The following is a 20,464-nucleotide window of genomic DNA, read 5'->3' on the forward strand; positions in this document are numbered from 1 at the left end:
CGCATACGGGGCCGGTCGGGCTCAGTGCTCGTCGGCCAGGATCAGGTAGAGCTTCTTGCGGGCGTCGTTGATGACCCCGAGCGCCTTCTCCCGCTGCTCGGGCGAGCCGGTCTTGAAGACCTGCCCGAAGGCCTCCATCAGACCGATGCCCGCCGTCCGGACCTCCTGCATCGCCTCGAAGTCGAAGCCGCGCCCGGCGTCCGCCCAGGGGGCGTCGGGGCCCGACTCGGCCTCGGCGCGGCCCGCGTCGGTGAGCGTGAACAGCTTCTTGCCGCCCTCGCTCGCGCTGGTGATGAGCCCCTCGTCCTCGAGCAGCTGCAGGGTCGGGTAGACCGAGCCGGGGCTGGGCTTCCAGGCCCCGCCGCTGCGCTCGCCGATCTCCTGGATCATCTCGTAGCCGTGCATCGACCGGTCGGCGAGCAGCGCCAGGATCGAGGCGCGCACATCCCCGCGCCGGGCCCGGCCCCGCGGTCCGCCTCGTCCGCCGCGCCCGCCGAAGGGCCCTCCGCCGAAAGGCGGCCCGAACGGGCCGAAGGCGGCGCGCCGCCCCGTGAAACCCTCCCGACGATCGGGCCCGCAGTGGCCGTGGCCCCGTCCGTGGTCATGTCCGTGGTCATGTCCGTGCTGTCCGCGTGAACGCATGACTGCGCTCCTTTCGTCACGTTGCCGTTGCTTGTCGCTTCGTCGGTTTTCCGATGACTCCACTATCGGCGACGGCTCGCGATGTGTCAACGATATATCGGAATGCGTCGGCGACAGTCGATCGGATTGCGCACCTTGGGGTGGATTGACGACCGAACTTCCGGGCGATGGGCGAGCAGGTGCGTGTGCTGTGCTGACCGCAAACAGCGCCCAACGCCCCGCAAAGCCCTGCAAAGAAGGTCTCCCACACCGTCGGCACGGCCCCCACCTGTGGCGGGGGCAACGGGAACTACACGCTCGTCCCCCTGCTCTCCGGCACCTTGGCCCTCTCCCGGACCTGATCGCCCACGCACCGACCCGACAGGGCCAGTCACCCCGGATTGGCCTTTGTCGATGATCAAGGAACCGCCCTACCGTCGGGACATGCGCATCCGAATCGTCGACGCCTTCACCGACCGCCCCTTCCACGGGAACCCCGCCGGAGTCCTGCTCCTCGACGCCGCGTTCCCGCCGGACGCCTGGCTCCAGCAGGTCGCCTGCGAGGTGAACCTCTCCGAGACCGCCTTCGCCCACCCCCTGCCGCCCGGCGGGGACGCCGACTGGGCGCTGCGCTGGTTCACCCCGGCCGCCGAAGTCGACATGTGCGGCCACGCCACCCTGGCCGCCGCGCACGTACTGGCCACCAGCGGGCTCGCCACGGGACTGATCCGCTTCTCCGCCCGCTGCGGCATCCTCACGGCCGAGACGGCCGAGGACGGCACGATCACCATGGACTTCCCGACGTCCTCGCTGACCCCGGTGCCGGCACCGGCCGCCGTGGACCACGCGCTCGGCGGGCCCCCGATCCTCTCCGTGCACGACACCGCCGACCACATCGGCGACCTCGTCGTCGAGCTCGCCGACGAGAAGACCGTCCGCGAGCTGGAGCCCGATCACGCAGCCCTGCGCGCCTTCGCCCGCCGGGGGGTGATCGTCACCGCACCCGCCGAGAACCCCTCCCTCGGCTACGACTTCGTCTCCCGCGGCTTCTTCCCGGCCTTCGGCATCGACGAGGACCCGGTCACCGGCAGCGCCCACACCGCGCTCGCCCCGTTCTGGGCGGAGCGGCTGGGCCGCACCGAGCTGACCGGCCTCCAGGGCGGCGCGCGCCGCGGTCTCGTACGGGTGACCCTGGCGGGCGAGCGCACCCTGCTGACGGGCCGGGCCGTCACCGTGATCGACGGCGAGCTCCTCACCTCCCCGCCCGAGGCCGGCCAGGAGCAGTGACCGGGCAGGGCCGGGGAGGGCCGGGGAGGGCCGGGGCCGACGGCCGCCGCGCCCGGTCAGCCCGCGCCCGGTCAGCCCGCGCCCGGTCAGCCCGCGTCCGCCTCTTCGTCCACGTCGGCCTGATCGGCCTCGTCCTGCCGCCGCCTCTTCTCCCCCGCCGCCCACGCGGCCGAGTCGATGCGCGAGGGGTACTGCTCGACCGGCGCGGACCCGTCCAGGTAGACCGTCCACGCCCACAGGACCGCCGCCGGCACGAGGAGGCTGCCCGCCACCCCCAGCAGGGCCTCGACGTCGACCGGCTGGTCCGTGCCCTCGGTCCCCAGGAACTCGGGAGGGCCGCCGACGATCATGCTCACCCCCCACGCGAGGGCCGCGTTGAATGCGAGGAGGCGGATCCAGTACAGGATCCGTACGGCCTTCGCCGGACCCGCGCCGGGTCACGGCGTCGGCAGCCAGCCCACCTTGCCCGCGAGCAGGGCGTACCCGCCGAAGGCCACGATGTCGAGCAGCGCGTGCGCGACGACGAGCGGTCCCACCCGGCCCCAGCGCCGATAGGCGAGGACGAAGACGGCGCCCATCACCATGTTGCCGATGAAGCCGCCGATGCCCTGGTAGAGGTGGTAGGAGCCGCGCAGTACCGAGCTGGCCAGCAGTGCGGCCATCGGGGACCAGCCCAGCTGGCCGAGGCGGCGCAGCAGGTAGGCCAGCACGATGACCTCCTCCACCACGGCGTTCTGCAGCGCGGAGAGGATCAGTACGGGGAACTTCCACCACACGTCGGGCAGCGCCTCCGGTACCACCGTGAGGTTGAACCCGGTGGCCCGGGCCCCCAGGTAGAAGGCCAGCCCCGCGCTGCCGATCCCGGCCGCGACGAGTGCGCCCCGGCCCAGGTCCCACCAGGGCCGGGTGCGGTCGAAGCCCAGCACCCGCAGCCCGGGGGCGCCCTCGCGGGTCAGGAGGTGCGCCACCAGCAGGACGGGGACCAGGGCGCTCGCGATGCCGAACAGCTGCCAGGCGAGGTCCAGCCAGGGCCGGCCGGGGGCGTAGGAGCCGTTGAGGGTGGCGGCCTGGTCCTTGAGACCGCCGGGCTTGGTCAGCGAGCCGATGAAGCTGATCAGCGCCGAGACCCCGCTCGCGCCCAGCGACAGCGCCAGGACCAGCAGCGTCTCGGTCCGCAGGAGATCCCGCCGCCCGTCCTCGCCCAGTTCCACGCACACCGGCTCCGGCTCCGCCCGCACGCCCGACTCCGTCCTGCCATCCCGTTTGCGACGACCCCATACTGCCTCCTCGGCGGACCGGGAGGATCACTGCGGGGCCGTCACCGGGATCGCCGGACGGCGTCGGTCGGGCGGCGGGCAGGCGTCAGGGCCGTGCCCCGCGGATCAGCGCACGACGGGCACCGAGGCACTCACCTCCTCCGTGAGCCCGACGGGCCAGGTGTGCACGGGGTCGCCCTTGTGCATGAGCTCGCTGTACCTGCGGGTCGTCGCGGCCAGTGCCTCGTCCCGCTCCAGCCCGGTGGCGAGCGCCCGGTGGTAGGTGTCCACCTGCCAGGTCGCCCCGTTCACCCGGCGCCGGCAGCGCTCCTCGATGATGCCGAGGTAGTGGTCCCGGTCCGCGGGCTCGATGCCCCAGGCGTCCAGCCCCGCCGCCGCCATGGGCAGCAGCTCGTCCAGCACCAGCCGTACGGCGGGCACGCTCGCCAGTCCTCCGGCCCGGCCCCGGCGCGGCCAGCGCAGCCGCGCGTCGATCCCGTACCGGCAGGCCGCGTCGAAGTTCGCCTCCGCCTCGGCGAAGGGCAGCCGGGTCCACACCGGGCGCGGTTCGTCCGCGAGGGTGCGTACGAGCCCGTAGTAGAAGGCGGCGTTGGCGACGACATCGGCGACCGTGGGCCCGGCCGGCAGGACCCGGTTCTCCACCCGCAGGTGCGGCACCCCGTCGGCGACCCCGTAGACGGGCCGGTTCCACCGGTAGACGGTGCCGTTGTGCAGCACCAGCTCCTGCAGCCCCGGCACCCCGCCCTCGGCGAGCACCCGCAGCGGCTCCTCCTCGTCGCATATCGGCAACAGGGCGGGGAAGTAGCGGACGTTCTCGGCGAAGAGCTCGTACGCCGAGTCCACCCACCGCTCCCCGAACCAGGTGCGCGGCCGCACCCCCTGCGCCTGGAGTTCGGGCGGCCGGGTGTCGGTGGCCTGCGTGAACAGCGGCGGCCGCGACTCCCGCCACAGCTCACGCCCGAACAGGAAGGGCGAGTTGGCGCCGACGGCGATCTGTGCGGCGGCCACCGCCTGCGCCGCGTTCCACACCGCCGAGAACCGGGCCGGGGTCACCTGCAGGTGCAGTTGTACGGAGGTGCAGGCGGCCTCCGGCACGATCGACCCGGAGGTCCAGATCAGCCGCTCGACGCCGTCGATGTCGAGCGTGAAGTCCTCCCCGCGCATCATCAGGATCTGCTCGTTGAGCAGCGAGTAGCGGTCCACCGCAGAGAGGTTCGCGGTCACGAGGTCGGCGCGGGAGATCGTCGGCAGAATACCGATCATCACCACCCCGGCGTCGATCTCCGCGGCCTGCCGGTGGGCATAGCCGAGCCCGGCGCTGAGTTCCTCGGCGAGCTGGTCGAATACCCGGCCGCCGAGCCGGTGCGGGAGGACGTTCACCTCCAGATTGAACATTCCCAGTTCGGTCTGGAAATCGGGGCTCGCTATTCGCTCCAGCACCTGGGCATTCACCATTCTCGGCAACCCGTCGGCACCCGCCAGATTCAGCTCGATCTCCAGTCCCATCATGTTCTTCGGGCGATCGAACCTCTTCTCCGCCAGGAGCCGCTCCAGTCCCTCCAGACACTCGTGGAGCTTCCTTCGATACCGCTGCCGATCGGACAGGTCGAATCCGCCTGCCACGATCTTCTCCCCCATCGAAGCGTCCCTCCTCGAGTGGGCCTGGCTCGGGGCACCCAGGCCGCGCGTTACGGTCGATGATGCCCCGGCAGCATGATCCATAACGCGCGGGGGGCGTGCGTGGCGAGGAGCGCGCGCCGGTTTGGCCGAAGGGCGCTTCGGCACATTCGCCTGGCAAGTCGCTTCGCGCAAATTCCGCCCCGACTTTGCCTTGTTCGGATAACCGACGCTTTCCAGCCGAGCCCCCGTCCGGTAACCTCCGAGGTCAGCGCGACATGTTCGCGCGCATCCGGCATGAATGCCATGTCAGCGGGTCCGGTAAGCGCCTTGCCGGCAATAGGCGGGACAGCTAGCCGAAACACTGCGTGAACACATGTCGTATAAACTCCGCAAACGAGGCAGAGAGTTGGCGCGCGGCCATTGCCCCTCGGCCCCCCTCTGGCCCCAGAATGCGAGTCCGCACCTGCCCCCGTTCCACCGGTCTCCCAAGTGAGAGGCGACCCACCATGCCGCTGCATGTCCCTCCGGCTCCCGCGCCCGCCCTGCGCAGCGTCCTCGCGGCACTAGGTTCCCCCACCGCCGTCCATGAGGCGCACACCCCGGCCCTGCGCGCGATCCAGGGGCCTCTGACCGCCGAACTCCCCCTCCCGGTCCACGTCCTCGACCGGCTGGGCATGTCCAATCTCGCGGCCGGCGGCAGGCCGCCCCGTACGCGCCTCACCGGCTGGCGGTTCCTGATCCGCAGCGGGGACCGCTACGTCGCGGCGGCCGACACCAGGCTGACCGCCGACGGCTGGGTCTTCTCCCATTTCTTCGAGGGACCCTATGTCGCCGCCACCGAACGCGCCCTGCGCCAGGCGGAGTCCCTCACCACGGGCTACCAGCCGAGACTGCTGTCGGTGCCGGAGCTCTACATGCTGACCCTGTGGCTGCACGGGGCCGTGGGCGCCGACGCGGCCGCCGGACTGCCGGCCGGTGAGGACCTGCTGGTGCCGCTCGCCCCGGCCCCGCCCGGCATCGCCGCGTACCGCCCGCATCCGGTTTCCGAGCTGCTGCCCGTACTGACCCGTCGGCTGACCCCGGCGACGGCTCCGGCCCCTCCTTCGCTGGCCGCACCCGCCGCCTGACCCGAATCACCCATTCGGCCTAGTCCACCCGGGTCACTTGCGAACCATCCGAAATGACAGGGGAGTTGGCCTGAACCGCCCGCACGAGTGATGCGTCATCAATCTGTGAGGACAGCTGCCGGGAAATACCTGCGAAGCAGCTGTCATGGGGGAAGACTGAGGACCACGCTCCCCGCGGGTGCGGGGATGACCCAGGGGGACGGCCATGAACCACGCATCGAGCCGTAGCACACAGACCACACCGCAGCGAAAGAACGCATCCATGTGCCAGCACCAGCCAGCCTGCCCGTCAGCCGAATCCGCCGACCGGGAGGCCGCACGCCCGGTGGCAAACCACCCGGAGCAGGGCTGGAGCCTGCTGTGCAATGGCGTCCTGCTCTTCGAGGACACCGGTGAACTGCTGCCGGACGGCCAGATCATCGCCCCGCACCGTCCGCTCGCGGCGGCGTAGGCGACCCGGGCGGCCGACCGGCCTGAGCAACGACGAAGGGGCCGGTCCGGGAGAATCTCCCGGACCGGCCCCTTACCCATATCAGGCGTCGTACTCGTCCAGCGGCGGGCAGGAGCACACCAGGTTCCGGTCGCCGAAGGCACCGTCGATGCGGCGCACCGGCGGCCAGTACTTCTCGGCGGCCGTGACCCCGCCCGGGAAGACGGCCTCGTCGCGGGTGTACGGGTGGTTCCACTCGCCACCCAGCGCCGCAGCGGTGTGCGGGGAGTTGGCCAGCGGGTTGTCGTCCACCGGCCACTCGCCGCCCGCGACCCGCTCGATCTCGCCGCGGATGGCGATCATCGCGTCGCAGAAGCGGTCGATCTCGGCGAGGTCCTCGGACTCCGTCGGCTCGATCATCAGCGTGCCGGCGACCGGGAAGGACATGGTCGGCGCGTGGAAGCCGTAGTCGATCAGGCGCTTGGCGATGTCGTCCACGCTCACGCCCGTGGACTTCGACAGCGGGCGCAGGTCGATGATGCACTCGTGCGCGACCAGGTTGCCCGGGCCGGTGTAGAGCACCGGGTAGTGCGGCTCCAGGCGCTTGGCGATGTAGTTGGCGCCGAGCACCGCCACCTGGGTGGCGCGCTTGAGGCCCTCGCCGCCCATGAGGCGCACGTACGACCAGGAGATCGGCAGGATGCCCGCCGAACCCCACGGAGCGGCCGAGATCGGGCCGACACCCGTCTCCGGGCCCGCGGTGGGCTGGAGCGGGTGGTTCGGCAGGTACGGGGCCAGGTGCGCCCGGACACCGACCGGGCCGACGCCCGGGCCGCCGCCGCCGTGCGGGATGCAGAAGGTCTTGTGCAGGTTCAGGTGCGAGACGTCGCCGCCGAAGTGACCCGGCTTGGCCAGGCCCACCAGGGCGTTCAGGTTGGCACCGTCGACGTAGACCTGGCCGCCCGCCTCGTGCACCTGGGCGCAGATGTCGGCGACGTGCTCCTCGAACACACCGTGCGTCGAGGGGTACGTGATCATCAGGACGGCGAGCTCGTCGCGGTGCTGCTCGATCTTGGCGCGCAGGTCGGCCGCGTCCACCTCGCCGTCGTCGGCGGTCTTGACGACGACGACCTTCATACCGGCCATCACGGCGCTGGCGGCGTTGGTGCCGTGCGCGGAGGACGGGATCAGGCAGATGGTGCGCTGCTCGTCGCCGTTCGCGCGGTGGTAGGCGCGGACGGCCAGCAGACCGGCGAGCTCACCCTGGGAGCCGGCGTTGGGCTGGATGGAGACCTTGTCGTAGCCCGTGACCTCGCAGAGACGTTCCTCCAGCTCGGTGATGAGCGTGAGGTAGCCCTCGGCCTGCTCCACCGGTGCGAAGGGGTGCAGCTGACCGAACTCGGGCCAGGTCACCGGCTCCATCTCGGTGGTCGCGTTGAGCTTCATGGTGCAGGAGCCCAGCGGGATCATGCCGCGGTCCAGCGCGTAGTCCTTGTCCGAGAGCTTGCGCAGGTAGCGCAGCATCGCGGTCTCGGAACGGTGCTGGTGGAAGACCGGGTGCGTCAGGTACGCGTCCGAGCGCAGCAGGCTCTCCGGCAGGGTGTCGGCCGTGGCCTCGTCCAGCGCCTCGATGTCGGCGGTGACACCGAAGGCGGCCCAGACGGCCTCGACGTCGGCGCGCAGGGTGGTCTCGTCGCAGGCGACGGAGACGAGGTCGGCGTCCACCTGGAAGAGGTTGACCCCGCCCTCGCGGGCGGCGGCGACGACCTCGGCCGCACGGCCCGGAACGCGCGCGGTGATCGTGTCGAAGAACGAGCCGTGCACGATCTCGACCCCGCCGGCCGTCAGACCGGCGGCGAGCAGGGCAGCGTAGCGGTGGGTGCGGCCGGCGATCGTCCGCAGCCCGTCCGGGCCGTGGTAGACGGCGTACATGCCGGCCATGACGGCGAGCAGCACCTGCGCCGTACAGATGTTGCTGGTCGCCTTCTCGCGGCGGATGTGCTGCTCACGGGTCTGCAGCGCCAGGCGGTACGCCTTGTTGCCGTCCGCGTCCACGGAGACGCCGACGAGGCGGCCGGGCAGCGAGCGGGCGTGCTTGTCCTGGACTGCCATGTAGCCGGCGTGCGGTCCGCCGAAGCCCATCGGGACGCCGAAGCGCTGGGTGGTGCCGACGGCGATGTCCGCGCCCAGCGCGCCCGGGGAGGTCAGCAGGGTCAGCGCGAGCAGGTCCGCGGCGACGGCGACGATGGCGCCGAGGCCGTGCGCCTCGTCGATGAGCGGCTTGATGTCGCGTACGGCGCCGGAGGCACCCGGGTACTGGACCAGGACGCCGTAGATGCCGCGCTCGGCGATCTCGGCCGGGATGCCGGCGGACAGGTCGGCGACCACGACCTCGATGCCGATCGGCTCCGCGCGGGTCTCGATGACGGCGATGGTCTGCGGCAGGGCGTCGGCGTCCACCAGGAAGACGTTGCCCTTGGCCTTGCCCACGCGGCGGGCCAGCGTCATGGCCTCGGCGGCCGCGGTGCCCTCGTCGAGCAGCGAGGCGCCCGAGGTCGGCAGCCCGGTCAGGTCGGCGACGACCGTCTGGAAGTTCAGCAGCGCCTCGAGGCGGCCCTGGGAGATCTCCGGCTGGTACGGCGTGTACGCCGTGTACCAGGCCGGGTTCTCCATGACGTTGCGGAGGATCACCGGCGGGGTGAAGGTCCCGTAGTAGCCGAGACCGATCATCGGGGAGAGGACCTGGTTACGGTCGGCGAGCGAGCGCAACTCGGCCAGCACCTCGGCCTCGGTGAGCGCCTCCGGGAGGTCGAGCCCCTCGGCGGTCTTGATCACATCCGGGACCGCGGCGGCGGTCAGTTCGTCCAGGGAGCCGTAGCCCACCTGGGCGAGCATCTTCGCCTGCGCCTCGGCATCCGGGCCGATGTGGCGCTGTTCGAAGGGGATGCCTCGCTCCAGCTGGGAGAGCGGAATGCGGTTGGCGGTCATGAACGGAGGCCTCCTGGTCGTATGACCTGCGAGGGGCACCACGGCGCGGGCACCCGGACGGCCTCCCCCTCTGTCATCTGCACCTGAGAGTTTCACCGGAGTCACGGGGGTCTCCCGAGAGATCCGGCTTTCACCGTCGGTGAGGAGGGGGACCGGCACTTCGTGCCCGGTACCCGCACCTGCTTTCCAGAGTGGCCTCATCCGTGCGGTACGTATGCCTGAGAGATTCCGGGGAGGATTTGCTCCTTCGGCGCCTCCGTCTCGTTCACTCGGAGGACTCTCCCGCACAGGGTCGACAGCCGTTCACCAGCGTACCAGCGAGGTTCTGGACCCTCCCCCGAGTGGCCTCCGCTGCTGATATGCACTTCTGTAGTCATTACGGAGCAGTTGCGACCTTTTGGAGGGACCGTGCAGACCGACATCGATCCGCGCAGCCTGATCGGCCGCAAGGCGTTCGACCGCAATGGCACCAAGATCGGCACCATCGACGAGGTCTACCTCGACGATGCCACAGGTGTCCCGGAGTGGGCCGCGGTCCGGACCGGGCTCTTCAGCCGGGACGCCTTCGTCCCGCTGGAGCCGAGCGAGCTGGTGGGCGACACCCTCCGGGTGCCCTTCGAACGCTCCCTCATCAGGGACGCCCCGGACTTCGGTGTCGGGCGCCACCTCTCCCCCGAACAGGAGCTGCAGCTCTACCACCACTACGGCCTGGACACGACCCTCCCCTCGGACTTCCACCGCGACTTCGGCCGCCTGGCGGGTGACGAGAGCTAGGGGGCGTCTTGTCGGGTCGGGCCGGATCAGGGAGCGGTGCCTGGTGCGGCGTGCGGGCGTGCGGGCCGGGTGACGCGAGCCCGGCCTGATCGGCAAGGCCCCCTATGCCGAGTCGGGGATACCGGGCGGATCGGCCTGCTCCTGTGCGTCCCCCACGAGCGGCAGCGGATCGGACGGCTCCAGATCGGGGTCGTCCACCCGGAAGGTCCGCACCCGGCCCGGCTCCGATCCGGGCTGCTCGAACCGCACGGTCACCCGCCCGACCCCGCTGCCCTGCACCCATCCGGGCCCGTACACGGCGTGCCGGACGTCGCTCCCGGCCGGCCAGCGCCGCTCGGGAGCCGGCTCCGGCTCCCCGGGCGGCTCAACCGCCTCCTGGGCCCCGGTGGCCCCAGCAGCCCCCGTGCCCCCGTCCGGCGCCGGCTCGGCCGCCCCCCCGTCCTCGTCCGGCTCAGCGGCGAGCGACTGCGCGAAGAGGTCCTCCTGCGTGTAGTCCGCCAGCCCGGTCACGCTCACCCCCAGCAGTCGCACCCCGCCCGTGGTGTCCACACCCTCCAGCAGCCGCGCCGCGGCCTCCCGCACCACTCCCGGATCGTCCGTGGGCCCCCGCAGGGTCTCGGACCGCGTCAGCGTGGAGAAGTCGTACCGACGCACCTTGAGCACGATCGTGCGCCCCGAGTGCCCCGAGCCCCGCAGCCGCTGCACGCACCGGTCGGCGAGCCGCTGCACCTCTCCCCGGATCCGTACCCGGTCGTGCAGGTCCACGTCGAAGGTGTCCTCGACCGACACCGACTTCGCGTCCCGCTCCGCGACCACCGGCCGGTCGTCCAGCCCCAGCGCCATCCGGTACAGCCCGGCACCGGCCGAGCGGCCGACCATCCGGACCAGCTCGTCCTCCCCCGCCTCCGCCAGCTCCCCCACCGTGGTGATCCCGGCCCGGCGCAGGTGTTCGCCCGTGGCGGGCCCCACCCCGGGCAGGGTCCGCACCGACATCGGCGCGAGCAGCTCGCGCTCCGTCCCCGGTTCGATCAGCAGCAGCCCGGCCGGCTTGGCCTCCTCGGAGGCCACCTTGGCCAGCATCTTCGACCCGGCCAGCCCCACCGACCCGCTGAGCCCCGTGGCGGCCCGGATGTCGGCCCGCAGCCGTTCCCCGGTCTCCCGTGCGGTCTGCGAATCGAAGGCGACCCCGCCCGCCTCCAGGTCCACGAAGGCCTCGTCCAGGCTCAGCGGCTCCACCAGCGGCGACAGTTCCCGCAGCATGGCCATCACCACGTCGCTGACCTGCCGGTAGAGGCTGAAGCGGGGGATCAGGTACGCGCCGTTCGGGCAGAGCCGCCGCGCCTGCCCCATCGGCATCGCGGAGTGCACCCCGAACCGCCTGGCCTCGTACGAGGCCGTGGCGACGACGCCACGCGGCCCGAGCCCGCCGACGATGACGGCCTTCCCCCGCAGGCTCGGCTTCGACGCCTGCTCGACGGAGGCGTAGAAGGCGTCCATGTCCAGATGCAGGATGGTCGGCGCGGCTCTCACGGCCCGATGCTGCCCTACGCCACTGACAACGCCTCGGCTCGGGTCACACGGCCCGGTTGCGGCGGGCGGCCAGCTCGTCCGTCGGGTTGTGCCGCACCAGGGTCTCGCCGGTGTCCACCCGCTCGCCGTGCAGCTGCGCCAGCGCGCTCTCGACGTCGCGCCACACCACGCCCACGGCGATGCCGAAGACGCCCTGGCCGCCCTGGAGCAGGCTGACGACCTGGTCCGGCGAGGTGCACTCGTACACGGTGGCGCCGTCGCTCATCAGCGTCATCCGTTCGAGGTCCGAGATCTCGCGGTCCTGCAGGTGCTGCACCGCCGTGCGGATGTTCTGCAGCGCCACCCCGGTGTCCAGGAAGCGCTTGACGATCTTGAGGACCACGACGTCGCGGAAGCTGTAGAGCCGCTGCGTGCCCGACCCGCAGACGGCCCGCACACTGGGCTCCACCAGCCCGGTCCGGGCCCAGTAGTCGAGCTGCCGGTACGTGATGCCGGCCGCGGCGCACGCCGTCGGCCCGCGGTATCCGATCTGCTCGGGCTCCGGGTCACCGCTCACCGGCCCGACGGGCGTCGACTCCGGCTGACGGCGCGCGGAACCGACCGCACCGCCGTGCAGCGGGTACGGCCCAGCCTCACTCCGTGCGGGGGTGCCCCCGGTCGTACCGTCGCCCGTGATCCTCACGCCGACCCTCCGTCCTTGACCTGCCCACCTTGAAGGTAGGCAGTCACCAGGGGTGCGTCAACGATCGCCACACTCGGCACGCCGAGTGATAATCACCCTGAGAGTGGTTTCCCGTATCCCTTTGCGGGGAAAGGCTAATCGAATGGGCTGGAGTTCCCTGGGGACGACGCGGCCGACACCTCACTGCGGGCCGGTACCGAAGTCCTCCGGCGAGATCTGGTCGAGGAACTCGCGGAACTTCTCCACCTCGTCCTCCTGCTCGTCCGGAATGGCGATTCCGGCGTCGTCCAGCACGCCGTCACTGCCGTAGATCGGCGTCCCCGTCCGCAGGGCGAGCGCTATGGCGTCGGAAGGCCGCGCGCTCACCTCGACCCCGCTGGCGAAGACGAGCTCCGCGTAGAAGACGCCCTCCCGCAGATCCGTGATCCGGACCTCGGTGAGCTCCTCGCCGATCGCCTCCAGCACGTCCTTGAACAGGTCGTGCGTCAGCGGCCGGGCAGGGGCCATCCCCTGCTGCGCGAAGGCAATGGCGGTCGCCTCCCCTGGACCGATCCAGATGGGGAGGTACCGGTCGCCTCCCACTTCACGCAGGAGCACGATCGGTTGGTTGGAGGGCATTTCCACCCGGACACCCACAACGTCGAGCTCGTTCACACAGCAACCCTAGGACCTGCTCGGCAGGTTTGGGTAGTCGGGCCCCCCACCTCAGGGCAGCCGGACCCCCAGAGCGGTCTGTACGAGCGCCTCGTGGAGCCGTACGGAGAGCCCCGCCAGCTCCTTCAGGGTGGCCTCCGCATGAGCCCTGGTCTGCGGGTTGCGGTGCCTGCGCAGCGGTGCCACGACCTGCTCCACCAGGCCCGCCTCACGGTCCGCGGCGGCCTTCATCGCGCGCAGGTGCCGCGGCTCCAGTCCGAAACGCCCCAGGTCGGCCACGAGCCGGGCCACCGTGACCGCCTCGGCGTCGAATCCGCCGTCCGGGCCCTCGGCGAGCAGACCGTACGACTCCCACTCGACCAGCTGGACCTCGTCCACGTCGGCGGCCGCGAGAAGCTCCGCCCGGCCCACCCGGGCCACGGTGGCCCGCTCCCGCCCCACTTCGCCGTAGACGGCCGCGGGCCCGGCGGGATCGGTGGCGTCCCCGTGCGCGGTGGGCGCCGGGATACGGATCTGCTCACCGCGTGCGAGCGCGTCGAGCTGCTCGCGGATGACCTTCAGCGGGAGGTAGTGGTCACGCTGCAGACGCAGGATGCGGGCGAGCCGCTCCACGTCGTCGGTGCTGAACTTGCGGTATCCCGAAGGTGTGCGCCGGGGCTCGACGAGCCCCTCCGCCTCCAGGAAACGAATCTTCGAGATGGTGACTTCGGGGAACTCGTCACGCAGCGTGGTGAGCACCGTGCCGATGCTCACCAGCCGCCCGGCCGGTCCGGCGGCGCCGTTTCTCGGGGCACCGCCGGTCGGGGTACGCAGCATGGAACCTTCCCTACTGGGGTCCCCCCGGACGGAGTCCGGGGAAGGTGTCAGATGCCCCGCAGGCTCGCGTAGAAGACCAGCCGGTACTTGCCGATCTGCACCTCGTCGCCGTTCTGCAGGGCGACGGAGTCGATCGGCTCACGGTTCACGTACGTGCCGTTGAGGCTGCCGACATCGGCGACGGTGAAGCCGCCGTCCTGGCTCCTGCGGAATTCGACATGGCGCCGGGAGACGGTGACGTCGTCCAGGAAGATGTCGCTCTGCGGGTGCCGGCCGGCCGTGGTCAGCTCGCCGTCCAGCAGGAAGCGGCTCCCGGAGTTGGGACCGCGCCGCACGATGAGCAGAGCGGAACCGGGAGGCAGCGCTTCCACCGCGGCCTGGGCCTCGGGGGACAGCGACGAGGACGACACGTGCGGTTGTCCCGACACCTCGGCCTCGTAGGCCTCGAGGCCCGAGATCGAGATGGTGGACGTGGTCTCCGAGGCGCGCTCCGGCGTCAGACCCGCCCGCAGCGGCGCGCCACAGTTGGAGCAGAACCGGCTGGCCGCATCGCTGCGGTGCCCGCACCTGCTGCAAATCTGCTCGGCCGACATGGACGGCTCCTCGCGCCGCGGCTGCCCCGCGGATGCATTGGTGGCATACGGGTCGGGGGCAAACCCTCCACCCGCACTTGAGGTTGATGGTTCACCGAAACCTATGCGTCCGGTACCAGCAGGGTCAACGGCCGACGCGCCGGGGGCGCCCGGAACATCCGCGCCGGCGACCTCGTCGCGGAAGAGCGGCCGGTCGCCCTGCCCTTCCACGTCCCCGCGCCCGGCGCGGTGCCGTGCCGCGCCGCCTTCCTCGCGGTTCTTCTTGCCGAACAACTTCTCAAACAACTTCACGGGCGATTCCCCTTGACCGAAACAGACCCGCCCGTGGGGCAGGACGAACTCCGAATGCAGACACCTGCCGACCCGGACATTCTCACAACGTCCGTAACCACCAGACAGTTTCCACCACGCACCGCGACTTCGGTGCGCCGACCCCCCGCAGGTATCCGCCCGCGTGAGCCGCTCCACTCTCCACTCCGCTTCATCACGATGACGACCGAGCGTAGTCAGGCTGCTTCGCAGCCCGCAAGGCATCCACAACGATCTTCGCCGACCGTGTGACGGCGACGGTGGCCTGCTCCTTCTCCAGCGTCTGGACGACACCGCCGGGGATGTTCAGCGCGGGCTCCAGATCCTGCGGCTTGCCGATCACCCTGAACTCGTAGGGTTGTGTGATCTTCTTACCGTCGATGGCGACCCCGCCGTTCTCGTCCGAGAAGTACGAGCCCGCCACGATGCGCACCCCGTTGATCTGGATCGCCTCGGCACCGGCCGCCCGCAGTTCCTGGAGCGTGTCCAGCAGCTGGTCGGACTGCACCTGACCCGTGGGATCCGTGATCTTCAGGGTGATGCCCGGCCCCTGGGCTGCCACCGTACCGGCCAGGATGCCGAGTTGGCGTTCCTTCTCCACGGTCTGCTTGCGGGCCTCCTCCGCCTGGTTGGAGCTGCTCTCCAGCTCCCGGCGCTGGTCCTCCAACCGCTGCTTCTCGTCCTCCAGGCGCTTGGTCCGCCCGTCGAGCTCGTCGAGGATCCGTACGAGGTCCTCCTGGCGGGCCCCGCGCAGCGCGCTGGAGTCGCTGTTGGAGCGGACCTGGATCGCCAGACCCAGCCCCAGGACGAACAGCAGCAGCGCCACGATCAGTTGGGCCCGGCTCACCCGCGGCGGCCACAGCCCGGCCGCGAGCCGCTGCCGGCCCGTCTCCTCGGGCGGCCCGGGCGCCACCTCGGAAGGCTCCGCGGGGGCCACGGGCTGCGTGGCCTCCGGGGGCTGCGGCGACTTCGGGGGCTGCGGGGGCGTCGGGGGCTGCGGGGGCGTCGGCGGCTGCGACGACCCGCCCGCGGCTCCCGGCTCCTCGGGACTTTCGTTCGTACTCATCGGCCTCACGCCCGGAAGACGTGCCGGCGGATGGCCGCGGCGTTGGAGAAGATGCGGATGCCGAGGACCACGACCACACCCGTGGACAGCTGCGAGCCGACCCCGAGCTTGTCACCGAGGAAGACGATCAGCGCGGCCACGACCACGTTCGACAGGAACGACACCACGAAGACCTTGTCCACGAAGATGCCGTCCAGCATCGCGCGCAGCCCCCCGAACACCGCGTCCAGCGCCGCCACCACGGCGATCGGCAGATAAGGCTCCACCACGGCCGGTACCTCGGGCCGGACCAGAAGTCCGGCCACCACTCCGGCCAAGAGGCCCAGTACCGCGATCACGATGCACCCTTCTGCTGCTCTGCTGGTGTAGCCGTACGTACGGTCAGGCTCGACGCGGCCGGCAGCCGCAGGTCGTCCGCCGGGGACAGGGTGTAACGGATCCCGTAGCTCTCCTGCAGCACGTGCAGGTACTGTCCGTCCGCCGAGTCCTGGAAGGCCGTGCCGAGCCGCTTCTTGTCCCCCACCGCCAGCACCTCGTACGGCGGCACCAGCGGTCTGTTGTCCACCAGTATCGCGTCACCCGCGGCTCTGATCGCCGACAGTTCCGTCAGCCGCTGCCCGTTGATGGAGATGGCTTCCGCCCCGGACTGCCACAGCCCGTTGACGATCTTCTGCATGTCACGGTCACGGAGCCGGCCGGTGTCCGAGAAGCCCGAGCTCTCGCGCGGTTTGCCACCGCCGCCCGACGAGGCGCCCTTCGCGTCGTCCACCACCAGCTTGACCCCGGGCCCATGGACCTCCGTGGCACCCGCCAGCAGCGCCACGAGCTCGCCCTGGCCCCCGCCGGGCTGCTTCAGCGCCGCCCGCTGGCGCGCCGCGACATCGGTCCTGAGCCGGTCGATGTCACGCTCCAGGCCATGCACACGGTCGTCGGCCCGCTCCACCCGGTCGATCAGTTCCTGACGCTCCTTGGCCAGCACCGGCGCGGCTATCCGCGCCTCGGCCGCACCGAGCGTGACCACCATGGCGGTGACGACGAGCCCGGCGGCGAGCCCCAGCTTCGCCTTGAGCGTGCGCGGCAGACCCGCCGTACCGTCCGCCTCGCGGCGGGCCGCGGCCTCCGCGTAGCCCTCGTCGAGACTGTGGTCCATCACGTGCGTCAGCAGCGACATGGAAGCGTCCGGGCGCGCGCGCACAGGAGACGCCGAAGTCCGGTTGTGGGGCGGCTGCGACATGCCGCACATCGTCGCATGTCGGCGCCGCACACACCCAATGCGTCCGTCCGGCGGGCCGGGCCGGCTCCCCGTACCCGGCCCGCCGGAGGTCGCAGACTGCTAGTGCCCGGCGCCCTCCACCACGGCCGCCCACTCGTCGAGCAGGGCCTGCGCGGCGGCATCGTCGGGACCTTCGGCCCACAGGTGAGTGACGGCTTCCGCCGGGTCCGGCAGGACCAGCGCCCACCGTCCGTCGGCCTCGACCACCCGCACCCCGTCGGTGGTGTCCACCTCCCGGTCGCCGGCCGCCTCCACGACCCGCCGCATGACGAGTCCCTTCACCGCCCACGGCGTCGAAACGTCGCGCCTGAGCACGTGCGCTCGCGGAATCCGGGCGTCGATCTGGCTCAGCGTGAGCTGCGTACGCGCCACCAGCCCGAGCAGCTGGACGAAGGCGGCCGAACCGTCGAAGACGCTGCTGAAGTCAGGAACGATGAATCCGCCCTGGCCATCCCCGCCGAAAATGGTGTTCTCCGCCCGGCCCACCCGCGTCAGGTCGTCGGGCGAGGTCGTCGTCCACTCCACCTGCGTACCGTGGTAGGCCGCCACCTGCTCGGCCACCCTCGTCGTGGTCACCGGCAGCGCGACCTTGCCGCTGCGCTTCTCCGCGGCGACCAGGTCGAGCATCACCAGAAGCGCCCGGTCGTCCTCGATGATCCGCCCGCGCTCGTCCACCAGCGAGATCCGCTCGCCCACAGGGTCGAACCGCACCCCGAAGGCCGCCCGCGCCGAGGCCACGATCTCCCCGAGCCGCACCAGCCCGGCCCGCCGGGACTCCCTGGTCTCCGTCGGCCGGGACTCGTCGAGCCCGGGATTGATCGTCAGGGCGTCCACACCGAGCCGCCCCAGCAGGCTGGGCAGAACGAGCCCGGCGCTTCCGTTCGAGGCGTCCACGACCACCTTGAGGCCGGCATCCGCGATGCCGGTGGTGTCCACGCCCCGCAGCAGCGAGCCGGTGTAGGCGTCGAAGACACTGCCCGGGAACTGCAGGTCGCCGATCTCGCCGGGGAAGGCACGCCGGTACTCCTGGCGCGCGTACACCCGGTCCAGCTTGCGCTGCCCCTGGAGCGAGAGGTCCGCTCCCCGTTCGTCCAGGAACATGATGTCCACGGAGTCCGGCACACCCGGCGAGGTCCGCAGTACGATCCCGCCCGCGCTGCCGCGCGCGGTCTGCTGCCGAGCCACCGGCAGCGGTACGTTCTCCAGGTCGCGCACGTTGATGGCGCTGGCCTGGAGTGCCGAGATCACGGCCCGCTTGAGCGCTCTCGCGCCTCGGGAGTGGTCACGGGCCGTGGTGACGATCGCCCCCTTCTTCAGGGTCGTGGCGTAGGCGCCGGCGAGCCGGACCACCACCTCGGGAGTGATCTCCACGTTCAGGATCCCGGAGACTCCCCGCGCACCGAACAGATGTGCCTGTCCGCGGGACTCCCAGATCACCGACGTGTTGACGAAGGCACCGGCCTCGATCGTCTTGAAGGGGTAGACGCGCACGTTCCCCTGAACGATCGACTCCTCGCCGACGAGGCACTCGTCACCGATGACGGCCCCGTCCTCGATCCGGGCGGCGCGCATGATGTCGGTGTTCTTGCCGATGACACAGCCGCGGAGGTTGCTGTGGGGCCCGATGTACACGTTGTCGTGGATGACGGCTCTGTGCAGGAAGGCCCCGCTCTTGACGACGACGTTCGACCCGATGACGGTGTGCTCACGGATCTCCGCGCCGGCCTCGACCTTGGCGTAGTCCCCGATGTACAGCGGCCCGCGCAGCACCGCGTCAGGGCTGACCTCGGCCCCTTCGGCGATCCACACCCCGGGGGAGATCTCGAAGCCGTCCATCTCGATCTGGACCTTGCCCTCGAGCACGTCGGCCTGTGCCTTGACGTAGCTCTCGTGCGTGCCCACGTCCTCCCAGTAGCCCTCGGCCACGTAGCCGTAGATGGGCCGGCCTTCCTTCATCAGCTGGGGGAAGACATCGCCGGACCAGTCGACGGAGACGTCCGGATCCACGTAATTGAAGACCTCGGGCTCCATGACGTAGATGCCGGTGTTGACGGTGTCCGAGAACACCTGGCCCCAGGTCGGCTTCTCCAGGAAGCGTTCGACCTTGCCTTCCTCGTCCACGATCGTGATGCCGAATTCCAGCGGATTCGGCACCCGGGTCAGGCACACCGTGACGAGGGCGCCCTTCTCCTTGTGGAAGCGGATCAGATCGGTGAGGTCGAAGTCGGTGAGCGCATCGCCGGAAATGACGACGAAGGCATCGTCCTTCAAGGCCTCCTCGGCATTCTTCACGCTGCCGGCGGTCCCGAGTGGCTTCTCCTCGTGGGCATAGGTGAGCTCCATTCCGAGCTCTTCGCCATCCCCGAAATAGTTCTTGACGAGTGACGCCAGGAACTGCACGGTGACCACGGTCTCATTGAGCCCATGGCGCTTCAGCAGCCTGAGCACGTGCTCCATGATCGGCCGGTTGGCCACCGGCAGGAGCGGCTTGGGCATGCTCGAGGTCATGGGGCGAAGACGCGTGCCCTCACCACCGGCCATCACGACGGCCTTCATGTCGGAAGAGTCCTCCTTGGGAGACGACAGTCGTGCCGACCCTCACCCACGGTCGGTGACTTCGCAACTCCTCCGCGTCATCCGGCGCCGGGCAAGGCTAATCGGCCGTGGCGTCCGCCTTCACGAGACGGCGGACCTGAACCACGTAAAGGATTCCTGCCCACCAATAGAGGGTTGTACCCCATCCTGCGAACGCCCATCCGAAAACTGACCCCAACCAGGCCAACCAACCCGTGCCATCGCTGAGGAGCAGCAAGGGAAACGCGTACATCAGGTTGAAGGTCGCGGCTTTGCCGAGGAAGTTGACCTGCGGCGGCGGATAGCCGTGGCGGCGCAGGATCCACACCATCACCAGCAACATCAGCTCGCGCGCGATGAGCGCTCCGGTGAGCCACAGCGGCAGAAGCTCGCGATAAGTCAGACCGAACAGCGTCGACAGGATGTAGAGGCGGTCCGCGGCCGGATCCAGCAGCCGTCCGAGGTTGCTGATCTGATTCCAGCGCCGCGCGAGCTTCCCGTCGAGGTAGTCACTGATCCCGCTGAGCATGAGGACGGCCAGGGCCCAGCCGTCGTGCTCGGCCAGGATCAGCCACAAGAACAGGGGCACGCCGGCCAGGCGAGCCATGCTCAGGATGTTCGGAATGGTGAAAATTCGGTCAGTCTGAACCCGAGTCTCCTGGACCTCCACCCGGGGGCCTCCACTGTGACTGTAGAAATGGGTAGTTCGATGCCCCCTGACCCTACAGGAGACCGCACACGTGTCCTGAACGCAGAAAAGCCCCGCACCGAACCCGTAAAGGGCTGGTGCGGGGCTTCCGCAATAATTGTTCGGCGGCGTCCTACTCTCCCACAGGGTCCCCC

General features: G+C 70.5%; 19 protein-coding genes and 1 riboswitch. Of the genes, 4 read left to right on the forward strand and 15 right to left on the reverse strand.

The window, feature by feature from the left end:
• Positions 1-21: 21 nt before the first annotated feature.
• Positions 22-642, reverse strand: coding sequence for a PadR family transcriptional regulator (locus ACGFZK_RS31820; protein ID WP_393852306.1), 621 nt, complete (start codon positions 640-642; stop codon positions 22-24).
• A 423-nt stretch (positions 643-1,065) separates the two neighbouring features.
• Between ACGFZK_RS31820 and ACGFZK_RS31825 the strand changes: the two genes are divergently transcribed.
• A complete protein-coding gene (locus ACGFZK_RS31825; RefSeq protein ID WP_393852307.1) occupies positions 1,066-1,908 on the forward strand; it encodes a PhzF family phenazine biosynthesis protein in 843 nt (280 codons plus the stop codon).
• Between the two features lie 86 nt (positions 1,909-1,994).
• Here ACGFZK_RS31825 and ACGFZK_RS31830 read toward each other — a convergent pair whose 3' ends face one another.
• The 3 genes from ACGFZK_RS31830 to ACGFZK_RS31840 all read right to left on the reverse strand — a co-directional run bounded on the left by ACGFZK_RS31830 (position 1,995) and on the right by ACGFZK_RS31840 (position 4,823).
• Positions 1,995-2,258 (reverse strand): hypothetical protein, encoded by a 264-nt coding sequence (locus ACGFZK_RS31830; protein ID WP_393852308.1) that lies wholly within the window; start codon positions 2,256-2,258, stop codon positions 1,995-1,997.
• An 87-nt stretch (positions 2,259-2,345) separates the two neighbouring features.
• A complete protein-coding gene (locus ACGFZK_RS31835; protein WP_393852309.1) occupies positions 2,346-3,146 on the reverse strand; it encodes a CPBP family intramembrane glutamic endopeptidase in 801 nt (266 codons plus the stop codon).
• 144 nt (positions 3,147-3,290) lie between these two features.
• Positions 3,291-4,823 (reverse strand): glutamate-cysteine ligase family protein, encoded by a 1,533-nt coding sequence (locus tag ACGFZK_RS31840; RefSeq protein WP_393852310.1) that lies wholly within the window; start codon positions 4,821-4,823, stop codon positions 3,291-3,293.
• 488 nt (positions 4,824-5,311) lie between these two features.
• Here ACGFZK_RS31840 and ACGFZK_RS31845 point away from each other — a divergent pair, with 488 nt between their 5' ends.
• On the forward strand, positions 5,312-5,932 hold the full coding sequence (locus ACGFZK_RS31845) for a hypothetical protein (protein WP_393852311.1): 621 nt from the start codon (positions 5,312-5,314) through the stop codon (positions 5,930-5,932).
• A gap of 262 nt (positions 5,933-6,194) precedes the next feature.
• Positions 6,195-6,383 (forward strand): DUF5999 family protein, encoded by a 189-nt coding sequence (locus ACGFZK_RS31850; protein WP_030009772.1) that lies wholly within the window; start codon positions 6,195-6,197, stop codon positions 6,381-6,383.
• Between the two features lie 81 nt (positions 6,384-6,464).
• Here the strand turns inward: ACGFZK_RS31850 and gcvP are convergent, their stop codons facing one another.
• Positions 6,465-9,350, reverse strand: a complete 2,886-nt coding sequence (gene gcvP, locus ACGFZK_RS31855) for an aminomethyl-transferring glycine dehydrogenase (RefSeq protein ID WP_393852312.1) — start codon at positions 9,348-9,350, stop codon at positions 6,465-6,467.
• Between the two features lie 196 nt (positions 9,351-9,546).
• Positions 9,547-9,645: riboswitch (glycine riboswitch) on the reverse strand.
• 113 nt (positions 9,646-9,758) lie between these two features.
• Here gcvP and ACGFZK_RS31860 point away from each other — a divergent pair.
• On the forward strand, positions 9,759-10,124 hold the full coding sequence (locus ACGFZK_RS31860) for a PRC-barrel domain-containing protein (RefSeq protein WP_393852313.1): 366 nt from the start codon (positions 9,759-9,761) through the stop codon (positions 10,122-10,124).
• A gap of 102 nt (positions 10,125-10,226) precedes the next feature.
• On the opposite strand, the gene ACGFZK_RS31865 is transcribed toward ACGFZK_RS31860, so the two are convergent.
• The 10 genes from ACGFZK_RS31865 to ACGFZK_RS31910 form a co-directional block, all read right to left on the reverse strand.
• Complete coding sequence (locus tag ACGFZK_RS31865) at positions 10,227-11,654, reverse strand: DNA polymerase IV (protein ID WP_393852314.1); 1,428 nt, start codon at positions 11,652-11,654, stop codon at positions 10,227-10,229.
• A gap of 43 nt (positions 11,655-11,697) precedes the next feature.
• A complete protein-coding gene (locus ACGFZK_RS31870; protein WP_393852315.1) occupies positions 11,698-12,336 on the reverse strand; it encodes a MerR family transcriptional regulator in 639 nt (212 codons plus the stop codon).
• A 180-nt stretch (positions 12,337-12,516) separates the two neighbouring features.
• Entirely contained in the window at positions 12,517-12,990 is a 474-nt protein-coding gene (locus tag ACGFZK_RS31875; RefSeq protein WP_030009777.1) for a bifunctional nuclease family protein, read from the reverse strand.
• A 51-nt stretch (positions 12,991-13,041) separates the two neighbouring features.
• Positions 13,042-13,806 carry a MerR family transcriptional regulator gene (locus tag ACGFZK_RS31880; protein WP_393852316.1) on the reverse strand — a complete coding sequence of 255 codons (765 nt, stop codon included), beginning with the start codon at positions 13,804-13,806 and terminating at the stop codon, positions 13,042-13,044.
• 47 nt (positions 13,807-13,853) lie between these two features.
• Positions 13,854-14,798, reverse strand: coding sequence for an FHA domain-containing protein (locus tag ACGFZK_RS31885; protein ID WP_393852327.1), 945 nt, complete (start codon positions 14,796-14,798; stop codon positions 13,854-13,856).
• A gap of 85 nt (positions 14,799-14,883) precedes the next feature.
• Entirely contained in the window at positions 14,884-15,774 is an 891-nt protein-coding gene (locus tag ACGFZK_RS31890; protein ID WP_393852317.1) for a DUF881 domain-containing protein, read from the reverse strand.
• 5 nt (positions 15,775-15,779) lie between these two features.
• Positions 15,780-16,112 carry a small basic family protein gene (locus ACGFZK_RS31895; protein WP_030010496.1) on the reverse strand — a complete coding sequence of 111 codons (333 nt, stop codon included), beginning with the start codon at positions 16,110-16,112 and terminating at the stop codon, positions 15,780-15,782.
• Complete coding sequence (locus ACGFZK_RS31900; RefSeq protein WP_393852318.1) at positions 16,109-17,017, reverse strand: DUF881 domain-containing protein; 909 nt, start codon at positions 17,015-17,017, stop codon at positions 16,109-16,111. Before ACGFZK_RS31900 ends, ACGFZK_RS31895 begins: the two co-directional genes overlap by 4 nt.
• A 90-nt stretch (positions 17,018-17,107) precedes the next feature.
• Entirely contained in the window at positions 17,108-19,603 is a 2,496-nt protein-coding gene (locus ACGFZK_RS31905) for a sugar phosphate nucleotidyltransferase (RefSeq protein ID WP_393852319.1), read from the reverse strand.
• A gap of 97 nt (positions 19,604-19,700) precedes the next feature.
• Positions 19,701-20,291 (reverse strand): CDP-alcohol phosphatidyltransferase family protein, encoded by a 591-nt coding sequence (locus ACGFZK_RS31910; RefSeq protein WP_393852320.1) that lies wholly within the window; start codon positions 20,289-20,291, stop codon positions 19,701-19,703.
• Positions 20,292-20,464 lie beyond the last annotated feature (173 nt).

The organism is Streptomyces sp. NPDC048257 (assembly GCF_043201855.1).
Taxonomy (GTDB): domain Bacteria; phylum Actinomycetota; class Actinomycetes; order Streptomycetales; family Streptomycetaceae; genus Streptomyces.